The sequence below is a fragment of the Thalassotalea coralli genome (assembly GCF_055786205.1).
Map to the genome: position 1 here is coordinate 294,538 of NZ_JBVVBK010000001.1, position 19,596 is coordinate 314,133.

The following is a 19,596-nucleotide window of genomic DNA, read 5'->3' on the forward strand; positions in this document are numbered from 1 at the left end:
AGGTTTACCAATGACAACCCCTTCATCATTAGAATTATTAAAGCAATCCTTTGCTACCGCTCTTGATATTGAGCTAGAAAGTGTTAACGACAAGCTGGCCTATCAAGAAAACCCTAAGTGGGACTCTACTGCACACATGATGTTAATTGCGCAACTTGAAACAGATTTTGATGTGATGTTTGAAATGGATGACATTTTAGATATGAGTTCATTTACCAAAGCACAATCTATTCTAATTAAGTGTAAACCTGAACTGACTTTTGATTAAGGGCAAACAACACATGACTACTTTGGTGACAGGAGCAACAGGCGGCATCGGCAAAGCAACTTGCATGGCTTTAGCCGCAGAAGGTCACTCTTTGTTTATCACAGGTCGTAGTCATGAGCGCTTACAAGCGCTTCAGTTAGACATTACCGAGAGTTATGACGTTTCCGTTGGATTATGCCAGTGTGATGTTAATAAACAAGACGATATTAAAGACTTGTTTAATACTCTTAACGAGAGCTTACGTGCCGATCAAAATCAGTTGGCTGGCCTTGTTCACTGCGCTGGCGAACTAACTGAGTCGTTATTGATGATGACCAAAGAGCAGCAAATTGAATCGAGTATCCATACCAATTTACACTCTGCTATTTATTTTACCCAGCAAGCAAGCCGTCTAATGATGCGTAATAAACACGGCGTTATTACATTGCTGTCTTCTGTGGTTGCAGAGCAAGGTGCGGCAGGGCAGGCTATTTACGGCGCGGCGAAAGCTGGCGTACTTGGTTTTGTTCAATCAACAGCCAAAGAGTTAGGCCCAATGGGCATTCGTGTTAATGGGGTGAGCCCAGGTTTTATTGACACTGAATTAGTGCAGCATTACGACGAAACTAAAAGACAAAACATTCTAGATGCAACGCCCTTAAAGCGCTTAGGCAAGGTAGAAGATGTTGCAGCGCTTATCGCTTATTTGCACTCCGATAAGGCCAGTTTCATTCATGGTCAGAATATAGGTGTCGATGGTGGTTTAGTATTATGACGCCATTTTGGCAGACTGCTTTTTTAGCTCAACAATATTCAACCAATGTCGCACTGATAGAAGGTGAGCGTGAAATCAGCTATCTAGCGCTTCATCAACTGGTTGAGCAAAGACAGCAAGAATTAATTGCAAAGACTCCTAAAGACTTACTTCATCGAAAAAGCCTATGGCTAGTTACGGCAAACCCCAGTATAGCGTTCGTTGTTAACTATTTAGCTCTACTATCTTTAGGTCATCTTGTTTGGCTAACGGAAAGTGATAAACAGGAAAGAACAGGCGGCGAAACTGAAACCTCTGAAACAACTGCCTCTGACCTAACTTCCTTAAATAAGTTAACTGAATGGCAAAAGCGTTACGCGATTAACTTTGTTATCGATGAAAATGATCAGGTGAAGCGTTTAGATACCCCTGATGCTTCTGCAGAACATTCTATATTTCCAGATCTCGCCTTATTGTTATCCACATCAGGTACCACTGGCAGCGGCAAATTAGTTAAGCTTAGTTATGATAACTTAGCGGCTAACTGTGCAAGTATCTGTCAGTACTTGCCTATATCAGATGAAGACAAAACCATTACTACCTTGCCTTTTCATTACAGCTTTGGTTTATCGGTATTACATACTCACTTGGCGTCAGGAAGTACCATCGTATTAACACAAGACAGTGTTCTCTCGCCTAATTTTTGGCAACTTATTAAGCAACACAGCATTAGCTGTTTTTACGGCGTTCCTTATCACTACCAAATGCTGATGAAGCTTAATCTTGCGCGAGTCCCTGTCCAAACTTTGAGATTTTTTGGAGTTGCCGGTGGTAAATTGGCGCCAGAAAAAGTGTTGGAATTAGCGACATTTTGTCAGCAACAAAATAAACAGCTGTTTGTGATGTATGGGCAAACAGAAGCCACTGCGCGTATAAGCTATTTGTCGCCAGAAAAGGCGTTAGAGAAACCCGGTTCTATCGGCAAAGTTATTCCTCATGGTCAATTACGACTAATAGATGAAAATGGTGCTCAAATTACTAACAGCAACCAAGTAGGTGAGTTGGTGTATCAAGGTGAAAACGTTATGTTAGGCTATGCTGAGTCAATGGCAGACTTATCACAAGGGAAAGCCATTTCTCAGCTATTTACTGGCGACCTAGCTTATAAAGACGAAGCCAGCGATTTTTTTATTACAGGTCGTTTAAAGCGGATGTTAAAAATAGCGGGTCTAAGAATTAGTTTGGATGAAGTTGAGTCGACAATACGAACATGGGGATATGAAGCTGCGGCATTGGGAGAAGATGATAGGCTCGTTTGTATTGTTGAAAAAGCAGATGCAGAGGCTACTGAAATGATCACCCGAAAGCTTGCCTACAACTTGGGTTTTACGGCGCATTTTATTAAGGTTAATTCAATTGAAATTTTACCACGTATGGCGACAGGAAAGCTGGATTACGCAGCATTGGCATCTGAGTTAGCACCTAAGCATGACCTGTCGAGCGGCAGATTAAAAGCGTCTTCTTATCAACAAGGTAAAGTCGATTGAACTGGCAGGACGTTGAAAACTGGCAAGCATACCAGTGGCTGGAAGATAAGAAACAGCAAATGTTTCGCGAGCAAATGCGTGCGCTGACACAGCATCATTTAAACTATTGTCAGGCATATCAAAATATTCTGTCATTCACAGCAGGTGATCAAATTGATTACGCTAATCCACCGCCACTTGCAGCAAAGTTATTTAAACAATTTACTCTGCACAGTGTTGAACCCGAGCAAGTGTTTAAAACCATTACCTCGTCGGGTACGAGTAGTCAGCAGGTGTCTAAGATTTTTCTCGATAAAGGCACCATAGTTAGGCAGCAAAAAGTACTAGTGAGCATTATGAAGCATTGGCTTGGTCAACAACGTTTACCAATGCTTATCATAGACCACCCCAATGTGATAAAAGACAAATTGCAATATTCAGCGCGCGGTGCCGGTATTCAGGGGCTTATGTTATTTGGTCGCGACTTCACCTATGCCCTGAATGAAGATATGTCGCTTAATCTAGAAAAAATAATGGCGTTTGCTGACAAGTATCAAGGACAAAAAGTATTGCTCTTTGGTTTTACTTTTATGGTGTGGCAGCACTTTATTCAAGCGTTATCACAACATAAAAACTATGGCGTCATTGGCAATAAATTACCATTCGAACAGGGCATTCTTCTTCATAGCGGAGGCTGGAAAAAGCTACAAGAGCAAGCGGTCAGCAACGACACTTTTAAAGCGCATGCGAGCAAGGTATTAGGTGATTTAGCTATTCACAATTTTTATGGTATGGCTGAGCAAACAGGCACTGTTTATGTTGAATGTTCGCATGGCATGTTACACACCCCGTCATGGGGCGATATCGACATAATGTCACTCAGCAATATAGAGCAAGCTGCAGAACTAGGCGAGCAAGGTGTTGTTAAAATATCGTCTTTATTGCCAAGTAGCTACCCCGGTCACGTTATTTTAACGGAAGATTTAGGCACTGTTCATGGTATCGATGACTGCCCTTGTGGCCTGAAAGGTAAATATTTCACTATCCAAGGTCGACTTAAAGATGCCGAGATAAGAGGGTGTAGTAATGTCTAACACCCCTCAGCTTTCTTTTTTAGTGGGTAATAACGCTATATTTGAACAACCTGCATTTAATGCTTTTTCGTCGAAAATAATGTCAGAATTAGCTTTGTTAGGTGAGTACTTTCTTTCACAAGGAAAGGGCGATAGTCATTTGACCGCATTAGGCTTTTGGCTAAGGCGTGCAAACTTAACGGCAATTTCGTCTGAGTATGAAAATGGTGAACGTAGAACAGGGCGTGGGCTTGCTTTTCATATTGCTCCTGGCAATGTCGATACGCTATTTTTTTACTCGATAATTGTTTCTGTTTTAGCAGGCAATCCAACGTTGTTGCGCTTAAGTTCTAAACAATCTGAGACAAGTACTCAAGTGTTGTCCCTTTACCAAAAAGCGCTAGAAACTCTAGATTTACAAGCCCTAGCAAACAATATTGCCATTGTTCGCTATAGTACAGAAAACAACGAAAATTTGACTGAGCAATTGTCCCTTAAAGCTGATGTCAGAGTTGTTTGGGGCAGTGATGCAACTGTCGATAGCATTTCTAAACTAACGCAAAAAGAAGACGGGGTAACTGTTTCATTCCCAGATCGTTATTCTTGTGCGACCCTATCACTCAACAATGATGACGTTAAACAAGCCGCTAGCGCTTTCTTATCCGATATTAAGCCTTTTTATCAACAAGCCTGTTCTTCACCTAAAGTTGTCTTTTGGGTAGATACAACAGAATCAGTGAAAACTAAATTTTGGCAGTTAGTTGATAAAGGGGTCACCGAATTTTTAGCTGATACACCATTGAGTGCCGCCGAACAAATTGAGCGGGTGGCGTTTCAGCAGTCCATGGCGTTAGGCGAGACAGGCCTTACGGCAATTGAAAAAGATAATGTGCTTGTTAGGTATCAATGTGATTCAATGCTTAGAACAAGTATCGACAAGCATCTTGGACTTTACCAGTTTATCGAGCAGAATGTTCTAAAGCTTGAAGATATCGAAACATTCAACCACTGCCAAACAATGGCAAGTTTTGGAATAGATGTTGCTGCAATCATGCAAATAAGAAAAAACGTCAAAACACAGCTGAATTTCAAGCGGTGTGTGGCGCTGGGACAATCATTGGTATTTAGTCATCACTGGGATGGCAAAGATCTTATTACAGCATTTTCTAACGCCTAGAAAAGCCGTGATTTTGGAGTAAAAGTATGTATTACGAGTTGGCGATGCCAACCTTTGATGATAACGAGCACAAAGCCATGCAGTCGGTTATCGACAGTGGCTTTTTTTCCATGGGCGAAAAAGTTGCTTTATTTGAACGCCAATTTGCTGACTATCACGATAAAAAGCATGCTGTCATGGTTAATTCAGGCTCTTCAGCAAATCTTATTGCTACCGCAGCTTTGTTTTACAAAAAACAAAAACCATTACAGAGAGGCGATGAAGTTATCGTGCCTGCGATTTCTTGGGCAACTACGTATCACCCGCTTCAACAATACGGGCTCAAACTTGTCTTTGTTGATGTCGAGAAAGAGACTTTAAATGTTGATATCGAGCAGCTTGAAGCAGCGATAACACCTCAAACGCGAATGATTGTTGGTGTTAGTATTCTAGGCAACCCTGCTCAGCTTGATAAAATGCGCGCCTTAGCCGATAAGCATCAACTGTATTTTCTCGAAGATAATTGTGAATCGTTAGACGCAGAATTGCAGGGCAAAAAAGCGGGCACTTTCGGTGATATTGGCACTTTCAGTTTCTTTTTTTCACATCATGTATCGACCATGGAAGGCGGCATGTTATTGACTGACGATGATGAGTTATATCAGCTCGCCTTGTCGTTAAGAAATCATGGTTGGACGAGAGGGCAGCCGCAAGACAGTGGCCTATTTGAAAAAACTGACAATGATTTTGAAGAAGCTTATCGTTTTATTTTGCCTGGCTACAATGTTCGCCCAGGAGAGCTTCACGGTGCGTTAGGTAGCGAGCAGTTGAAAAAGTTACCCGCCTTTACAGAACAGCGTCGTCAGAATTTAAAAACATTTCAAAAGCTTTTCGCACAAGATAATCGATTTATAATCCAGCAAGACAACGGTAAAAACTCGGCTTTTTGTTTTCCTATGATAGTAAAACCTGAGAGTGGCATATCCCGTGAGCAAGTATTTAAAGCGCTGAAGACAGCAAACATAGGTTTTCGCATGATCACAGGTGGAAATTTTCTTCGTCATGATGTGATAAAACACTATGACTATCGCGTGCATTCTCCTTGTGATAACGCTGACTTAGCGCATGATTTTGGCTTTTTTGTTGGTAACCACCCTTTTGACTTAACTGAGCAGTTGCACACCTTGCATGATGTGCTGAGTGATTTAAAAATAGAAGAATAATCTTATGAGTAAACATATTCTAATCACAGGTGGAGCAGGTTATTTAGGCTCTATTATCGTTCCGACACTATTGGCACAAGGCCATAAAGTCACCGTTCTTGATAACTTTATGTTTAATCAAGATTCCCTTAATGCCCATTGTGTCAGCCCACATTTTGATGTGGTAAGAGGCGATTGCCGCGATGTTAAGCTGCTTAAGCCGCTTGTAGCAAAAGCTGATGTGGTTATTCCTCTTGCTGCCTTAGTTGGTGCGCCTTTATGTAGTAGAGACGAGATTGGCACCATAACGACAAATACTGACGCTGTTGTTTCCTTAACTAAATTATTGAGCTCAGAACAACAAATTCTAATGCCAATAACTAACAGTGGTTATGGCATTGGTGAGCAAGGAAAGTTCTGCGACGAAACGTCACCTTTAAATCCTATTAGCCTTTACGGTAAAACGAAAGTTGATGCTGAAAAAGCGGTATTAGATCACGGTAATACGATTAGCTTTCGATTAGCGACTGTGTTTGGTATGGCGCCTCGAATGCGCTTAGATTTATTGGTCAATGACTTTGTTTATCGCGCAGTAAAAGATAAAGCGATTGTGCTGTTTGAATCGCACTTTAAACGCAACTACATCCATATCAGAGACGTTGCCAAGGCGTTTGTTCACGGCCTTGATAATTTTGACGTGATGAAAAATGAAGCTTATAACGTTGGTTTGTCAGATGCTAACTTATCCAAGTTTGAACTTTGTCAGGAAATTCAAAAACAAATCCCTGGCTTTGTCTTTATGGAAGCTGAAATAGGTGAAGACCCAGATAAGCGCGACTATATTGTTTCTAATGAGAAAATCGAGCGTACAGGTTACAAGCCAGATCACAGTTTAGCCATGGGGATTAGCGAGCTAATAAAAGGCTACACCATGATCTCAAATAGCAAATACAGTAATGTCTAGCGAATACTTTAACGACAAGACCGTTTGGGTGACGGGAGGCAATGGCTTTGTTGGAAAAGCCCTGTCGAGACGTTTGGCTCGTGAAGATTGTCAGGTTTTGGCTACTCACCGTAGCCAAGTGGATATCTGTGACAAACAACAGGTGTTAGATTTTCTAAATGAGCATCAGCCAGATGTTGTGATACACACCGCGGCTAAAGTGGGCAATATTGAAGCAAACAGACGTGATCCCGCTGACTTTTTACGTGAAAATTTAATGATGGGGACAAACGTCGTCACCTCATGTGCAGAGCTGAAAATTAGTAAACTAGTCAATTTAGGGTCATCTTGTATTTACCCTAAATTGGCAAGTCAGCCAATTGTCGAAACTGCATTGCTAACCGGAGAGCTTGAACCGACAAACGAAGGTTATGCTATCGCTAAAATTGCTACCTTAAAAATGGTGGAGTCATACCGACAACAATATCATCATGATTTTATTAATCTGATCCCAACGAACTTATACGGTATAGGTGATCATTTTGATTTAGCTCGTGGCCACGTTATTCCTTCGTTAATAGTTCGTTTTAGTGAAGCTAAAGATAAGCAATTGCCGAGTGTTACGCTGTGGGGAACAGGTAAGCCTGAGCGAGAGTTTATGTTTGTGGATGATGCCGCTGATGCGATTTGCTTTCTGACGGCATCTTATCAAGAGAGTTCCCCAATCAATATCGCAGGTGGCCAAACGATTACTATCAAAGCCTTAGCTGAAATGATAGCCCAAATGATCGGCTACACTGGCGAGATCCATTGGGATATTTCAAAGCCTGATGGCATGATGAAAAAGCAACTAAGTCATGGGCAATTAGCAGAGCTTGGTTGGAAACCTTCAGTAGATTTTGCCAGTGGTCTTGCATCAACCATTGCTGATTATCAACAAGCATTGAGCGAACCTTCATGACCAGTGAACAAAATAAAAAACACGAAAAACAGTTTAACTGGTTGTTTGTAGTACAAAACTTTGAAATAAAGTCTTACCAAGATAGTGCCGCTAGGGTTGAAATTGTAGAACCTGTTTTAGCATCTGGCTTAGTCAACAATCATCAAGTATTGTGCTTTGATCGAAGTTATCAACAAGATTACGCTGCGCTTGTTCAACAACGAATTGACCAGCTTACACGTGAGTTACAGGATACACCTGTTGTTATCTACGGTGCCGGGCTTCATACCGAACAACATTTAGCGCAATTTAGCGCGTTAAATATAGTCGCCATTGCTGATAGAAACCAATCACTTTGGGGATCTTCTCTGTCAGACTATCCAATAATTTCCCCTGATGAAATTGCAAACTATGGTGAGCATGTTGTCATTTCAAGTAAAGCATTCGAAGAAAGTATTCTGCAGGAAATGCCTGCTAAAACGCCAAATACTCAATGGTATGGCTTATATCCGCAAAACGAACAATCTGCGTTCTTCGATAATATGGCGGCTTCGATAGAAACTAATCTAGAAAAAGCTTACCGTAATGACGAAGCCATTGATATTGTCTTTTTCAGTCCTTGTCACCCACAAGATTCTTTACCTGCTCGTTATTGGCAAACGCTAAAAGCAAAATATCCCAAGGTTAAATTTGTCACGCTTTGGTGGGATTATGACGAACTTGATGCTAGCCCATACTTAGCGTTTGAGCGCGATTGTTTAACTTGGGCTGACTGTATTATTGAAAATAGCAATGGCACCAGATTAGCAAAAATGAAAGCGCAACAAGGTATTTATCAGGATCACCTTGGCGCAGAAAAAGTCTTCTTTCACCCTACGGTATTTTCGCCTAACTTGTTTTTTGTTGATGAAGACGAGGCTAGGCTAAATAATCTTGAAGTCACTTTGTTTGGCAGCGCAGCTGGTGAAAGAAAGCAGTGGATTGAACTGTTAAGAGAGAAGTTTCCGTTGCAATTTAAGCATGTTGGCGGCGTTCTTCACGGCGAACAAACCTTATCCATTGAGAATTATGCTGAAAAATTAAGATCATCACTTATTACTGTTAATACGCAAACGTACCCGTTTCGTCAGCAATGTAAAGGCAAGGTTCGAGAAGCGCTAGCGTGTGGCGTGTTATTGCTTGAACAAGATAACCCAGAAACCCGATTGTTATTAAAAGACGGACAAGGAATATTGTATTTTACCGATAAAGCTTCGTTGACAGCCCTTATCGAGGGCTTGCTAGCAGATCCTGAGCGAATTCATCAAGTCATTGGTGAGGGACAAGCGCACTGGCAAAATCGAATGAACGCCAAAGCTTGGACTGAGAAATTGTTAAAAATGTTATGTCTTATCTAGTGTTTTTTCTAACTCATTAATAAACACAACATTAGACTTAAAAGGGCTTAGCTGTTCGTAAATTTCGTGAATGTATCGACTCGCTATAACAATAATTAATGGTTTACCTGTTGATTCACTTTCTTGTAAGTGGGTTGATATACTTTCAGGAGAACTAATGGTAACGCCATTAAATGATTGGCCCCATTTGTCTCGATTATTGTCGTAGACATAGCTTATTTCATCGTTAGTATAAAATTCATTACTTAATACTGCGCCCAAATAAGACGCTCCAAATAAGGCAATCGTGTACTCATTTTTTGAAAAACGTTTTTGCACATTCGGGCTATAAATTGTCGTAGTACCATTACTCCAAAGTCTTACTTTTCCGAGCATAGAGCAAACGGTAATTAAATGTTCTTGTTGAAAGTAATTCCTAAATACATCAGTAGTTGATGCAAGCCTTCCTGTTCCTTCATGTTGTGGGTATTCATTATTTTGTTCAAAAAGAATACCTTTTTTAACCGCGAGGCGCTCTTTTAAAAATTGCCCGTAGTCATTTACGACATCATAGGGCATTTCTGTAAATGACAGAGTGTTAATCGCTAAATCGAAATTAATTTGATTCAATACACTTTTTGCTTCGCAATTAATCAAGTAAAAATCTACACTCTCATCCTCTAACTGGTCTATGTCGCATTCTGACAATATCAACTTGCATCGATAGCCTTGCATTGATAACCAAGCATAAGAAAACTTTAATGAGGTAACTAAGTCAACAATATAGTAGTGGCTGTTTCTTTGACGAGATTTGATGGAGTGAGCTAGCGCTCCAAAGCCGCCACCTATTTCTATGATTTTTGCGCTATCGTTTAATCTATTTAATAGGCCTGTCTGATAAATATGATTTAGCCTTTCTTGGTAATTACATATGTCGTCATTAATCTCTGGCCCCGAATCCCCTATGAATAAATCGTTTGGCCAACCTTGCTCACCACATACTGCTTTTAGATTAAACAGAGAGTTAGTTGAAAGGTTTTTTGTTAATGCAGAATAAAAGTCTTTAGCGGCAGACTGCTGAGTATAACGACTAGGCGGAAGATTGCCCGTAAAGTGTTGAGTATGCTCTCGCAGAGAAAGAACAAACTGCTTATCAAATTTGGTAAAACTGTTGGTCGAGTAAACAGGCTGATTGCTCGGTTCTAAAGATCGCCACGATGATTCAGTATCCAATTGCTGTTGAAGTCGCGCGGAAACTGCCAATTTTGAGTCAAATTCTTGTAGTTGATTTAAAATTTGATTAATCGTTGAATCTGTAGTCATTTAATTCAATATTGCAATTTAAAAGATGAATCTATCTGATTTAATTGTAGAATGTCTATAAAAATAAACTTAAAAACCGTTGAAATTATGGCGAGGTTGTTGCTTATAACTAACCAGACAACAAAAGTTGGTTAATTGGCATAGACAGTTTTAGGCGGAAGTCACTAGAAGCTAAAGGTTTGTTTTTTGTTATTTATCACATTTAAACTTCGAGTATTTACATGCAGAATTCTTCTGAAGAGTTAACGGATATTTGTAAACAGATCCGCTTAACCTTAACGCAAGTGTCTCAGCAAACAAAAACCCCACATTTAGGGAGTTGTTTATCTGGTGTTGAGCTTTTAACTTCCTTGTACTGGAATTTTTTAAATATTTCTCCTGAAACTGTCGAAGATAGCAATCGTGATATCTTTCAATTAAGTAAAGGGCATGCTGCTTCATTACTCTATACAGTTTTAGCCTGTCGCGGCTTTTTCTCGAAAAAACAATTATTTACCCATGGCAAAACAGGCTCAGCCTTTGAAGAGCATTCCGGCGTTAACGCACCTGCTGGTGTAGAGATGGTCTCTGGTTCATTGGGCCATGGCTTATCACTTATTTCAGGCATGGCGTTAGCGGCCAAGATTAAAAATAGCTCACAACGATTTTATACGCTGATGGGAGATGGAGAACTCAATGAAGGTACCGTGTGGGAAGCAGCAATGTTTGCTGCTAATCACACACTGTCAAATGTTACTGCGATAGTTGATTTTAACAAGTGGCAAGGTACGGGGCGTAGTGAACAGATCATGCATTTAGACAATCTTGAAGAAAAATGGCGTGCCTTCGGTTGGCATGTGCAATCAATAGATGGTCACGATATCGCTCAAGTGACAGATGCCTATCAGTGTGCAATCGATAACAAAGATAAACCATCGGCCATTATTGCCCACACAGTCAAAGGTAAAGGCATCTCTTTTATGGAAGATGACAACAACTGGCACTATCGCATGCCGACGGTGGAAGAAGTTGAGTTAGTAAAACAGGAGCTTGGGTTAACATGAGAAATCAATTTGCACGTTCCTTAGAAACCTTGATGGCAGAAAATAAAGATCTGCTCATGTTTTACGCGGATATAGGAAATCGCCTTTTTAATAACTTAAAAGAGATTGCTGGCGAGAGAGTCATTAATGCAGGCATTGCCGAAGCCAATATGGCTTCAATGGCGGCGGGTGCTGCTAAAATGGGCATGCCGGCCTTTATTTATACTATTACGCCATTTACAACTGCACGTAACTTTGAGCAAATTAAAGTGGATATTGCCTATCAAAACCTTCCGGTCAATATTGTTGGTACAGGCTCAGGATTAGGCTATGCGAACCTAGGTCCTACTCATCATTCGTTTGAAGATATTGCTTTAATGCGCGTGTTGCCGAACATGATGGTTATTGCCCCATGTGATGCCAATGAATTTGCTGCGTTGATGCCGCAAGCAGTGCAAGAAAGTAGCCCTTGTTATTTGCGAATCGGCAAGAAAAATGAGCCGGCGGTTTACCATGATGTTCCTGAAGTCACTATCGGTAAAGCAAGTGTATTAGCTCAGGGCGATACAATCGCGATTTTAGCTGCGGGCACCATTATGCCAGAGGCCCAAAAACTTCATCAGTTACTTGCTGACAAAGGCATTCATGCGGAGTTAGTGAGTTTTCATACCATTAAACCTTTGGACGATGGTTATCTGGAACGCGCTTTTGAGAAGTTCGACAGTATTATTACTATTGAAGAGCATAGCCTTCACGGTGGTTTCGGTGCTGCTGTCTTGGAGTGGCAAAACGACAGCGACTCAATTCATACCAATAACAAGAAAGTGAAGCGCTTTGCGATTCCTGATCGTTTTATCGACCAAGTAGGCAGTGTTGACGATGCCAGAAAAGCTGCGGGTTTAACAGCAGAGCAAATGCTAGCTGAACTTGAGCAAGGTGTGTTATGCGCATCGGAATAGATTTTGACAATACCCTGGTTGATTACACCGGGGTTTTTCATCAAGTTGCACTTGAACTTAATTGGATTCCTGAGTCTATTGGAAAAAGTAAAGCTGAAGTGAAAGCTTACTTTATCGAGCAAGACACTGAAGCTAAGTGGACTGAGCTACAAGGGCTTGTCTATGGCAAACACATTTTGAAAGCTAAGCCATACAACGAGGCCATTGCCGTAATTGAACAACTACAACAGGCTGGCCATGAGCTTTTTATTGTGTCGCACAAAACTCAATATCCATTTATCGGTGAGCAAGTGGACCTACATCAAGCAGCGAAAAGTTGGTTAAAAGAGTACGGTGTTATTGCTCATGGCGATGAACGCGGGTTACTACCTGAATCATCTGTGTTTTTTAATCAGAAAAAAGAACAAAAATTAGTTAAAGCTGCTGAGTTACAATGTGATGTTTTTATCGATGATTTAGTCGAAATACTCACTCACGAATTATACCCACAAGATTGCCAAGGGGTCTTGTTTGATCCGAATAATCAACATGCCGATTTTGCTGGAACACGGGTTAAAAACTGGCAGGAGTTTGCCGCTTGTCTATAAAGTTAAAGGAAAGTCACCATAGCAAGTTCAATGAACCAGAGCTTTTTAACCAAGTTGCTCAGTTTATTGCACAAAGTTGTGGTCTTACACTTGAGTCTTTATCAACGCTTGGTGGTGGTGCAAACAATTTAGTGTTATTAGCGCGATGCCAACAGGTTGAGTTTGTCGTAAAAGTTTTTTGGCAAATTGCTGACTACGGCAAAGCTAAATTTGATGCTGAAGTGGCGTTCTATCAGTTAAATCAAAAACTCGAAAATAAATACGGAAACAATAATAACTGCCCTAAACTGTTGGCGCTTGATGAGAGTAAAGGCTTACTTTTATTGTCTTTTGTTAACGGGGGTAAATGTCAGTCAGAAGTTGGCATTTATACGAAACAGCAGCCAAACCAAGCGGAAGCTGGCCAGGAAGAAAGTGCTATATTACAGCGTTATTTTGTTGAGCAAAGCCTTAGGTTTATTCATTGGTTAAATCAAGATACAGAGCTAGTTAATGAGCTGCCGCTAGCATCCGATGCTACCGACTCGTTTGAAGAATTACTCAAACAATTACAGCATAGACAACAACGATTAGTTCAAGGGCTTATAGAACAACAAGATCAACTTTCACGAGATTGTTTAGCTTTTGTTGAACAAGAAGTGTCGCCTTGGTTAGCGGGATTGTCCGCTAAGATGACGGCATATCAAGAGACAAGCTTTCCGCTAAATATCGCCTCACCATCTGATTTTGGTATGCACAATGCACTAGTTGAAGGAAGCAGTGAAAATGTCGTTTTCTTTGATTTTGAATATGCGGGAAAGGATTCAGCGATAAAGTTGGTATGTGACTACTTCTGTCAGCCTAGATATCCTATCGATACTTTACATATCAAAGCTTTTATAAACGAACCTTTGTTAAATGCTGCCTTTATTGATAAAGAGGCATTTTCGCTATTTTTGCAAGGCACTCAACTTAAGTGGTGCTTTATTATCCTTAATGAGTTTGTGCCGAAAGTCGCGCAACGACGAGCGTTTTCAGCTGCGGAAGTTGAAGATTTAACTCATAAGAAGCAGCATCAGTTATACAAGTGCCAAGGCTATTTAAGCAATGCTAGATTAAGGCTTAAAGAGCTTAACGCTTTGCTTACTGAGTCTGTAGGGGAGGAGTCGTAAAATGCCTTGCCTTTGGTGTCAGTCGTCATTATTAACTGAGCTTATCGCAACAAATGACAGTAAGTCAGTAGGCTCAGATTGTAAGCCTCTAGACTATGGCTTTCAGGTCTATGGCTGTGGTCAATGTGGTCTTATTCAAAAACACGTAAACGAGCAATATCAGCTGCGTACACAACAATTATATGCCGACTATGCAGCATTTTCGCTGACACAAGGTGAAGAGCAGCTTAACTATAGTGCTGATGTGCCCATGTCTCGTTGTGAAAGTATTTTAAATCATTGCCAAAAGTTTCTCCCCTCAGAGGGAAGAGCCCTAGATATAGGCACTGGCAGTGGTGTCATGCTCTCTGCTCTGTCCAAAGTCATGCCGGAAGTTGAGCTTTATGGTCACGATGTGAGTAATCATCAGCAACGAGCAATTGAAGCAAAAGTACCATTGTCTGGCTTTTATACCGGCAGTTTAACCGATATTAGTGAAAAGTTTGAGCTTATTACCTTAATTCATGTGCTAGAGCATGTTGAAGAACTTGCCAGTTTCTTGGAGAGCATTAAGCAGCTATTAACGCCAACTGGTAAGTTAATTATTCAAGTACCGAACATTAACGAAAATGTTTGGGATTTTGCCATCTATGACCACATCTGGCACTTTAGTCCGAATACTTTGCAAAATGTGGTTTCAAAAAGCTTTGAAGGCTATTTTATGCCAACTCAAATAGGCAAAGAAATTACCTTAGTGGCTTCAAATTCTCATGGTGAAAACTGTGCCTCAATTGACAGCTCCGTTGAGGAAAATAGTTATACCAGCAGCTCACACAAATCGATAAGTGAGCTCTTTTCCCAAGAATTAATAGCATTAAATGATTTAAGAAAAGCAGAGCAACACTGTTATGTGCTTGGCACTGGCCCTGCTGCGGTCTTTACAGCCAATTATCTAGGCAAGCATTGTTTAGGCTTTGTTGATGAAGACGAAAATAAAATAGGTAAAACACTGATGGGCTTGCCGATAGCGAGCGTTGATGAAACACTAGTGCAACCAGTGATCTTACCGTATCCAAATAAACAGCAACAGGCAATTAAGAAAAGGCTATCGCACCTTTCTTTACATTGTCTATCAAAGGAAATTTAACATGAAAGCGGCCGTATTAGTTGAAACAGGCAAACCTCTTGAAATAATGGATAACATTCAAATGCCAGCGTTAACAAAAGGGCAGGTAAAGGTTGATATTATTTATAGTGGATTGTGTCACTCACAGCTAATGGAAGTTTCTGGTGGTAGAGGCGAAGACAAATATGTGCCTCACTTACTTGGTCACGAAGGCGTGGGGATTGTACGCGAATTAGGTGACGGTGTTAGCAAAGTAAAGGTTGGTGATAAAGTCGTATTAGGCTGGATCCGTGGCGAAGGGCTCGAAGCGCCAGGTGGTATTTATCAACACGGAGATATGCACATTAATTCAGGTGGCGTGACCACCTTTTCAACGAGCACCATAGCGGCAGAAAATCGACTAGTAAAACTTCCAGATAACATTCCAAGTAAAGTTGCTGTACTCTTTGGCTGTGCATTACCTACTGGCGTAGGGCTTGTCGTGAATGAGTTAAAGCCAGAGCATAATAAAACAATCGCAGTGTTTGGCCTTGGAGGCATTGGCTTAAGTGCCCTAATTGCAGCCCAATTAACAAGCCCAACCATGTTAATTGCGGTTGATGTGGAAGAAGAAAAGCTTGCTCTGGCAAAATCACTTGGCGCGACTCACACTATTAATGCCAATGACGTTGATCCAGTAGCTGAGATTCAACGATTAACCCAAGGCGGTGTTGATTACAGTATTGAAGCGGGTGGCAGAGCAAAAACAATAGAGCAAGCGTTCGAAGCAGTTCGTGATGGTGGCGGTCAGTGTATCTTTGCTTCTCACCCAAAAGAAGGCGAAAACATCAGCTTGGAGCCGCATGCTTTTCATCGCGGAAAGTCTATTCGTGGTAGCTGGGGCGGTGGCAGTCAACCCGATAGAGACATTCCATTACTTGCCTCTTTGTATTTAGACAAAAACTTACCATTTGATCGTTTATTATCTGATAGCTACTCGTTGGAAAGAATTAATCAGGCCCTTGATGATTTAGCTGATAGAAAAATTGTTCGAGCGCTTATTGAAATAGCGCCAGATCTAGATGACAAAAAGCTAGATAACAAAAAGCTAGATGGCAAATAAATAAGCGATTAACGCTAAGATGAAGATTCTTATTATTGGTAGTACAGGTTATATCGGTAAAGCGCTCACTAAAGCGTTACGTGATGCAGGCCACTATGTGGCAGAGTCGCAGCGAGTAGATGAAAATAAGCCTTTGTATTTGGATTTAGCCAAACCTTTTTCACCAAAGGCTTTCGCTGAACAGCATTTTGATTGTGTGTTTCTACTTGCTGGAATAACCAATATTAAGTATTGCGAAAGTCATGTTGAAGAGAGTGAATATGCCAACGTAAAGATTAGCTGTGAGTTGCTCGATTACTTTGATAAGAAAGGCACGTTTTCAGTGTTTCTATCGAGTAATCATGTGTTTGCTAATCAAACTGGCCATTATGAAATTGATCATCCTCTAGCACCTCGTTCAGTTTATGGGCAGCAAAAAGCATGGGTTGAATCGTTCATCGCTGATAAAAAATTGAACACTGCAATCGTAAGACCCACAAAAGTTATCGGGGCTAACTTTCCGTTATTCGATGGCTGGCTAGCTAACTGGCAAGCAAATAAGTCGATATCAGCCTTTAATGATCATTATCTTGCTCCGGTTTTACTGAGTCATTTGGTCCTGTTTTTATTAAAAATTGCAGAGAATAAAGCGAAAGGTACTTTTCATTGTAGTGGTGAAAAAGCTTATACTTATCTGCAGTTAGCTGGCTTGTTAAGCGATAAGATTAGCAACATTAAAAGCGCTGAAAAGTCATCTTTTAACTATGTTATCGATGAAAATAATGCGCTTGAATGTCATGTCACACCTGATGCCGCTGCAACGTTGAATTGCCAAAGTCAGGTTTTTCCTTTTTCCGCCGATACAATAGATGGCGTTTTAACAGAATACATTAGAGGTACATTTGTTTAGTTCGAGTTTTCAACAATCTATTCAAATTAGTCAGCAAAACGGCGACAAGATCGTCTGCGTTTTTGGTAACTTTAATGTTTTGCACCCAGGCCACCTTAGGTTTTTAAAATTCGCCGCTGACCTGGGTAATAAACTTTATGTTGGTTTATTTGCCAGAGACTACTCTGCCGGCGCTTTTTTACCAGATGAAGAACGCTTTGAAGCGCTAACCAGTGTCGCCTTCGTTGATGATGTCTTTATGGTGACAGATAACTTATTAGCTTCTATTGAAGCCATAAAGCCTGCGTTTGTTGTAAAAGGTAAAGAGTTTGAAAAGCTAGAAAACGAAGAAGAAGCAACAGTAACAGCTTGTGGTGGCAAATTGGTGTTTGGCTCTGGTGAACACGTCAGCGCGAAAACCCTAGATAACGCGCCATCTATGCCAACGTCTCATTTAACCTTGTCATACAAAGCACTGGCGTACTGCAATAGACACCAGTTAACTCAAGACCTTTTAGATAAAACCATTTCCTCATTTAATGGACTCAAAGTAGCGGTTATTGGCGATGTGATAGTCGATGAATATGTTGATTGCCAGCCATTAGGCATGTCACAAGAAGACCCTACCATTGTGGTATCGCCACAAAATACCAAAAAGTATGTCGGTGGCGCGGGTATTGTTTCTGCTCATGCAAGAGGTTTAGGAGCAAAAGTAGATTTTTATAGTGTCGTTGGTGATGATGCACAAGCCGATTATGTTGCTCACCAACTTGACCAATACCAAGTATCACCTAAGTTGTATCGAGATGAATCTCGTCCAACAACAACGAAAAAGCGCTATCGCGCGAACAACAAAAGCTTATTACGCGTGAATGACTTTAGGCAGCACGATATTAATCCATCACTAAGAGCGGAAATATTGTCTGAACTGATACCCAACCTTGAGCAGTATCAGCTCATTGTTTTTTCTGATTTTAACTATGGCCTGCTGTGCAATGGCTTTTTAGAAGCCCTTATTTGCAAGGCTAAAGCGCTTAATATTCCAATGGTTGCAGACAGCCAGTCTTCTTCGCAATTAGGTGACTTAGCTAAGTTTCACGACATGTTGTTAGTGACGCCAACAGAGCATGAGGCGCGTTTAACGCTACACAACTCTAAAGACGGTTTAATTCAATTGTCTGAAAAGTTGGGTAATTCACTGAATAGCCAAAACGTCATGGTAACACTGGCAGAAGACGGCATTTTATTGCGAAGTAAGAACGAGCAAGCGGGGTGGTGGGATACCGATGAACTTCCCGCATTCAATTCAAACCCAGTCGATGTTGCTGGTGCAGGTGATGCTATGTTGATTTCCACCTCTATGGCATTGGTTAGTGGCGCTAATATTTGGCAAGCTGCGTTTATCGGCAGTGTCGCTGCTGGTTGCCAAGTCGGCAGAGTGGGTAATATTCCTTTACAACAAGAGGACTTACTTGGCGTACTGACTCAGGTTAATCAATAATGAAGGCGGTTTTACTAGCGGCAGGTTTAGGTACTCGTTTAAGGCCAATTACCAACACCATACCTAAATGTTTAGTGCCAATAAAGGGTAAGCCGTTATTGCAATACTGGCTAGAATCCTTATCTTCTGTTGGCGTGACTGAATTTCATATCAATACCCATTATCTCGCTGAAAAAGTCGAAGCATTTGTTGCTGACATGGCAGACAAGTATCATATCGTAACTTACCCAGAGTCTGAGCTTTTAGGCACTTTAGGCTCATTGGATAATATGGTGAATGCGCAGGACTTTACTGACTCTCCTGTGTTGGTAGCCCATGCAGACAACCTGGTTTGTTGTGATTGGCAGGCCTTTATCGACTTCCATCAGCAAAGTGTTAATAGTGTTGGCACTATGATGACATTCGACACCGATGTGCCTTCAAGCTGCGGTATTGTTGAAATGGATAGCGAACAGCGATTAATAGGTTTTCACGAAAAGGTGGCAAACCCACCGTCAAATCGAGCCAGTGGTGCCATTTTTTTGTTCAATAAAGAATTACTGAGCTACTTAAAGCATCGACAGGCGAGTGAGTCAGAGATCAGCCTTGATCTTTTACCTAAGCTCTTAGGAAAAATGCATTGTTGGCATAATGACGTGTATTTAAGAGATATTGGGTCGCCAGCTGCATTAGCTGCTGCTGAAGCTGATGTTCACTCAATTAAGTTATAAGCGGTGTAAAAGAGAGAATAGGAAAATAACAAACAGATTATTGTGAATATT

At 41.0% G+C, this 19,596-nt stretch carries 19 protein-coding genes; 18 read left to right on the plus strand and 1 reads right to left on the minus strand.

Features of this window, described 5'->3' with window-relative positions; translation table 11 throughout:
• The first annotated feature begins 10 nt into the window (after positions 1 to 10).
• The 9 genes from ACOB80_RS01255 to ACOB80_RS01295 are packed head-to-tail and all read left to right on the plus strand — an operon-like array spanning position 11 to position 9,238.
• Entirely contained in the window at positions 11 to 268 is a 258-nt protein-coding gene (locus tag ACOB80_RS01255; protein WP_473163981.1) for an acyl carrier protein, read from the plus strand.
• Positions 269 to 281: 13 nt separating this feature from the next.
• Positions 282 to 1,022, plus strand: coding sequence for an SDR family NAD(P)-dependent oxidoreductase (locus ACOB80_RS01260; protein WP_473163982.1), 741 nt, complete (start codon positions 282 to 284; stop codon positions 1,020 to 1,022).
• Positions 1,019 to 2,548: an AMP-binding protein gene (locus ACOB80_RS01265; protein ID WP_473163983.1), complete on the plus strand. Its 1,530-nt coding sequence runs from the start codon at positions 1,019 to 1,021 to the stop codon at positions 2,546 to 2,548. Before ACOB80_RS01260 ends, ACOB80_RS01265 begins: the two co-directional genes overlap by 4 nt.
• Positions 2,545 to 3,621 (plus strand): LuxE/PaaK family acyltransferase, encoded by a 1,077-nt coding sequence (locus ACOB80_RS01270; protein ID WP_473163984.1) that lies wholly within the window; start codon positions 2,545 to 2,547, stop codon positions 3,619 to 3,621. Before ACOB80_RS01265 ends, ACOB80_RS01270 begins: the two co-directional genes overlap by 4 nt.
• A complete protein-coding gene (locus ACOB80_RS01275) occupies positions 3,614 to 4,777 on the plus strand; it encodes an acyl-CoA reductase (protein WP_473163985.1) in 1,164 nt (387 codons plus the stop codon). Before ACOB80_RS01270 ends, ACOB80_RS01275 begins: the two co-directional genes overlap by 8 nt.
• A 26-nt stretch (positions 4,778 to 4,803) precedes the next feature.
• Positions 4,804 to 5,979 carry a DegT/DnrJ/EryC1/StrS family aminotransferase gene (locus tag ACOB80_RS01280; protein WP_473163986.1) on the plus strand — a complete coding sequence of 392 codons (1,176 nt, stop codon included), beginning with the start codon at positions 4,804 to 4,806 and terminating at the stop codon, positions 5,977 to 5,979.
• A 4-nt stretch (positions 5,980 to 5,983) separates the two neighbouring features.
• Positions 5,984 to 6,922, plus strand: coding sequence for an NAD-dependent epimerase/dehydratase family protein (locus tag ACOB80_RS01285; protein ID WP_473163987.1), 939 nt, complete (start codon positions 5,984 to 5,986; stop codon positions 6,920 to 6,922).
• On the plus strand, positions 6,915 to 7,862 hold the full coding sequence (locus tag ACOB80_RS01290) for a GDP-L-fucose synthase family protein (RefSeq protein WP_473163988.1): 948 nt from the start codon (positions 6,915 to 6,917) through the stop codon (positions 7,860 to 7,862). The genes ACOB80_RS01285 and ACOB80_RS01290 overlap by 8 nt, the downstream gene beginning before the upstream one ends.
• Positions 7,859 to 9,238 (plus strand): glycosyltransferase family protein, encoded by a 1,380-nt coding sequence (locus ACOB80_RS01295; protein WP_473163989.1) that lies wholly within the window; start codon positions 7,859 to 7,861, stop codon positions 9,236 to 9,238. Before ACOB80_RS01290 ends, ACOB80_RS01295 begins: the two co-directional genes overlap by 4 nt.
• Here ACOB80_RS01295 and ACOB80_RS01300 read toward each other — a convergent pair.
• Entirely contained in the window at positions 9,224 to 10,540 is a 1,317-nt protein-coding gene (locus ACOB80_RS01300) for a putative sugar O-methyltransferase (RefSeq protein WP_473163990.1), read from the minus strand. The two genes, ACOB80_RS01295 and ACOB80_RS01300, sit on opposite strands and share 15 nt — an antisense overlap.
• Positions 10,541 to 10,761: 221 nt before the next feature.
• Here ACOB80_RS01300 and ACOB80_RS01305 point away from each other — a divergent pair, with 221 nt between their 5' ends.
• The 9 genes from ACOB80_RS01305 to ACOB80_RS01345 are packed head-to-tail and all read left to right on the plus strand — an operon-like array spanning position 10,762 to position 19,545.
• Positions 10,762 to 11,583: a transketolase gene (locus ACOB80_RS01305; protein ID WP_473163991.1), complete on the plus strand. Its 822-nt coding sequence runs from the start codon at positions 10,762 to 10,764 to the stop codon at positions 11,581 to 11,583.
• The gene (locus ACOB80_RS01310) at positions 11,580 to 12,521 is read left to right on the plus strand and encodes a transketolase family protein (RefSeq protein WP_473163992.1); all 942 of its coding nucleotides are present in this window, start codon (positions 11,580 to 11,582) and stop codon (positions 12,519 to 12,521) included. The genes ACOB80_RS01305 and ACOB80_RS01310 overlap by 4 nt, the downstream gene beginning before the upstream one ends.
• Positions 12,506 to 13,108 carry an HAD family hydrolase gene (locus ACOB80_RS01315; protein WP_473163993.1) on the plus strand — a complete coding sequence of 201 codons (603 nt, stop codon included), beginning with the start codon at positions 12,506 to 12,508 and terminating at the stop codon, positions 13,106 to 13,108. Before ACOB80_RS01310 ends, ACOB80_RS01315 begins: the two co-directional genes overlap by 16 nt.
• Positions 13,099 to 14,259 carry a hypothetical protein gene (locus tag ACOB80_RS01320; RefSeq protein WP_473163994.1) on the plus strand — a complete coding sequence of 387 codons (1,161 nt, stop codon included), beginning with the start codon at positions 13,099 to 13,101 and terminating at the stop codon, positions 14,257 to 14,259. Before ACOB80_RS01315 ends, ACOB80_RS01320 begins: the two co-directional genes overlap by 10 nt.
• Position 14,260: 1 nt before the next feature.
• Positions 14,261 to 15,385: a class I SAM-dependent methyltransferase gene (locus ACOB80_RS01325; RefSeq protein WP_473163995.1), complete on the plus strand. Its 1,125-nt coding sequence runs from the start codon at positions 14,261 to 14,263 to the stop codon at positions 15,383 to 15,385.
• 1 nt (position 15,386) lies between these two features.
• Entirely contained in the window at positions 15,387 to 16,466 is a 1,080-nt protein-coding gene (locus ACOB80_RS01330) for a zinc-binding dehydrogenase (protein WP_473163996.1), read from the plus strand.
• Between the two features lie 19 nt (positions 16,467 to 16,485).
• Positions 16,486 to 17,355, plus strand: a complete 870-nt coding sequence (locus tag ACOB80_RS01335) for a sugar nucleotide-binding protein (RefSeq protein ID WP_473163997.1) — start codon at positions 16,486 to 16,488, stop codon at positions 17,353 to 17,355.
• A complete protein-coding gene (locus ACOB80_RS01340) occupies positions 17,348 to 18,835 on the plus strand; it encodes a PfkB family carbohydrate kinase (RefSeq protein ID WP_473163998.1) in 1,488 nt (495 codons plus the stop codon). Before ACOB80_RS01335 ends, ACOB80_RS01340 begins: the two co-directional genes overlap by 8 nt.
• Entirely contained in the window at positions 18,835 to 19,545 is a 711-nt protein-coding gene (locus ACOB80_RS01345; RefSeq protein WP_473163999.1) for a nucleotidyltransferase family protein, read from the plus strand. The genes ACOB80_RS01340 and ACOB80_RS01345 overlap by 1 nt, the downstream gene beginning before the upstream one ends.
• Positions 19,546 to 19,596: the final 51 nt, after the last annotated feature.

Coding starts and splice junctions, on each gene's coding strand:
- ACOB80_RS01295 (WP_473163989.1), top strand. CDS start 7,859: ATGACCAGTGAACAAAATAAAAAACACGAAAAACAGTTTAACTGGTTG.
- ACOB80_RS01345 (WP_473163999.1), top strand. CDS start 18,835: ATGAAGGCGGTTTTACTAGCGGCAGGTTTAGGTACTCGTTTAAGGCCA.
- ACOB80_RS01330 (WP_473163996.1), top strand. CDS start 15,387: ATGAAAGCGGCCGTATTAGTTGAAACAGGCAAACCTCTTGAAATAATG.
- ACOB80_RS01260 (WP_473163982.1), top strand. CDS start 282: ATGACTACTTTGGTGACAGGAGCAACAGGCGGCATCGGCAAAGCAACT.
- ACOB80_RS01265 (WP_473163983.1), top strand. CDS start 1,019: ATGACGCCATTTTGGCAGACTGCTTTTTTAGCTCAACAATATTCAACC.
- ACOB80_RS01315 (WP_473163993.1), top strand. CDS start 12,506: ATGCGCATCGGAATAGATTTTGACAATACCCTGGTTGATTACACCGGG.
- ACOB80_RS01255 (WP_473163981.1), top strand. CDS start 11: ATGACAACCCCTTCATCATTAGAATTATTAAAGCAATCCTTTGCTACC.
- ACOB80_RS01285 (WP_473163987.1), top strand. CDS start 5,984: ATGAGTAAACATATTCTAATCACAGGTGGAGCAGGTTATTTAGGCTCT.
- ACOB80_RS01310 (WP_473163992.1), top strand. CDS start 11,580: ATGAGAAATCAATTTGCACGTTCCTTAGAAACCTTGATGGCAGAAAAT.
- ACOB80_RS01300 (WP_473163990.1), bottom strand. CDS start 10,540: ATGACTACAGATTCAACGATTAATCAAATTTTAAATCAACTACAAGAA.
- ACOB80_RS01335 (WP_473163997.1), top strand. CDS start 16,486: ATGAAGATTCTTATTATTGGTAGTACAGGTTATATCGGTAAAGCGCTC.
- ACOB80_RS01305 (WP_473163991.1), top strand. CDS start 10,762: ATGCAGAATTCTTCTGAAGAGTTAACGGATATTTGTAAACAGATCCGC.
- ACOB80_RS01290 (WP_473163988.1), top strand. CDS start 6,915: ATGTCTAGCGAATACTTTAACGACAAGACCGTTTGGGTGACGGGAGGC.
- ACOB80_RS01280 (WP_473163986.1), top strand. CDS start 4,804: ATGTATTACGAGTTGGCGATGCCAACCTTTGATGATAACGAGCACAAA.
- ACOB80_RS01325 (WP_473163995.1), top strand. CDS start 14,261: ATGCCTTGCCTTTGGTGTCAGTCGTCATTATTAACTGAGCTTATCGCA.
- ACOB80_RS01275 (WP_473163985.1), top strand. CDS start 3,614: ATGTCTAACACCCCTCAGCTTTCTTTTTTAGTGGGTAATAACGCTATA.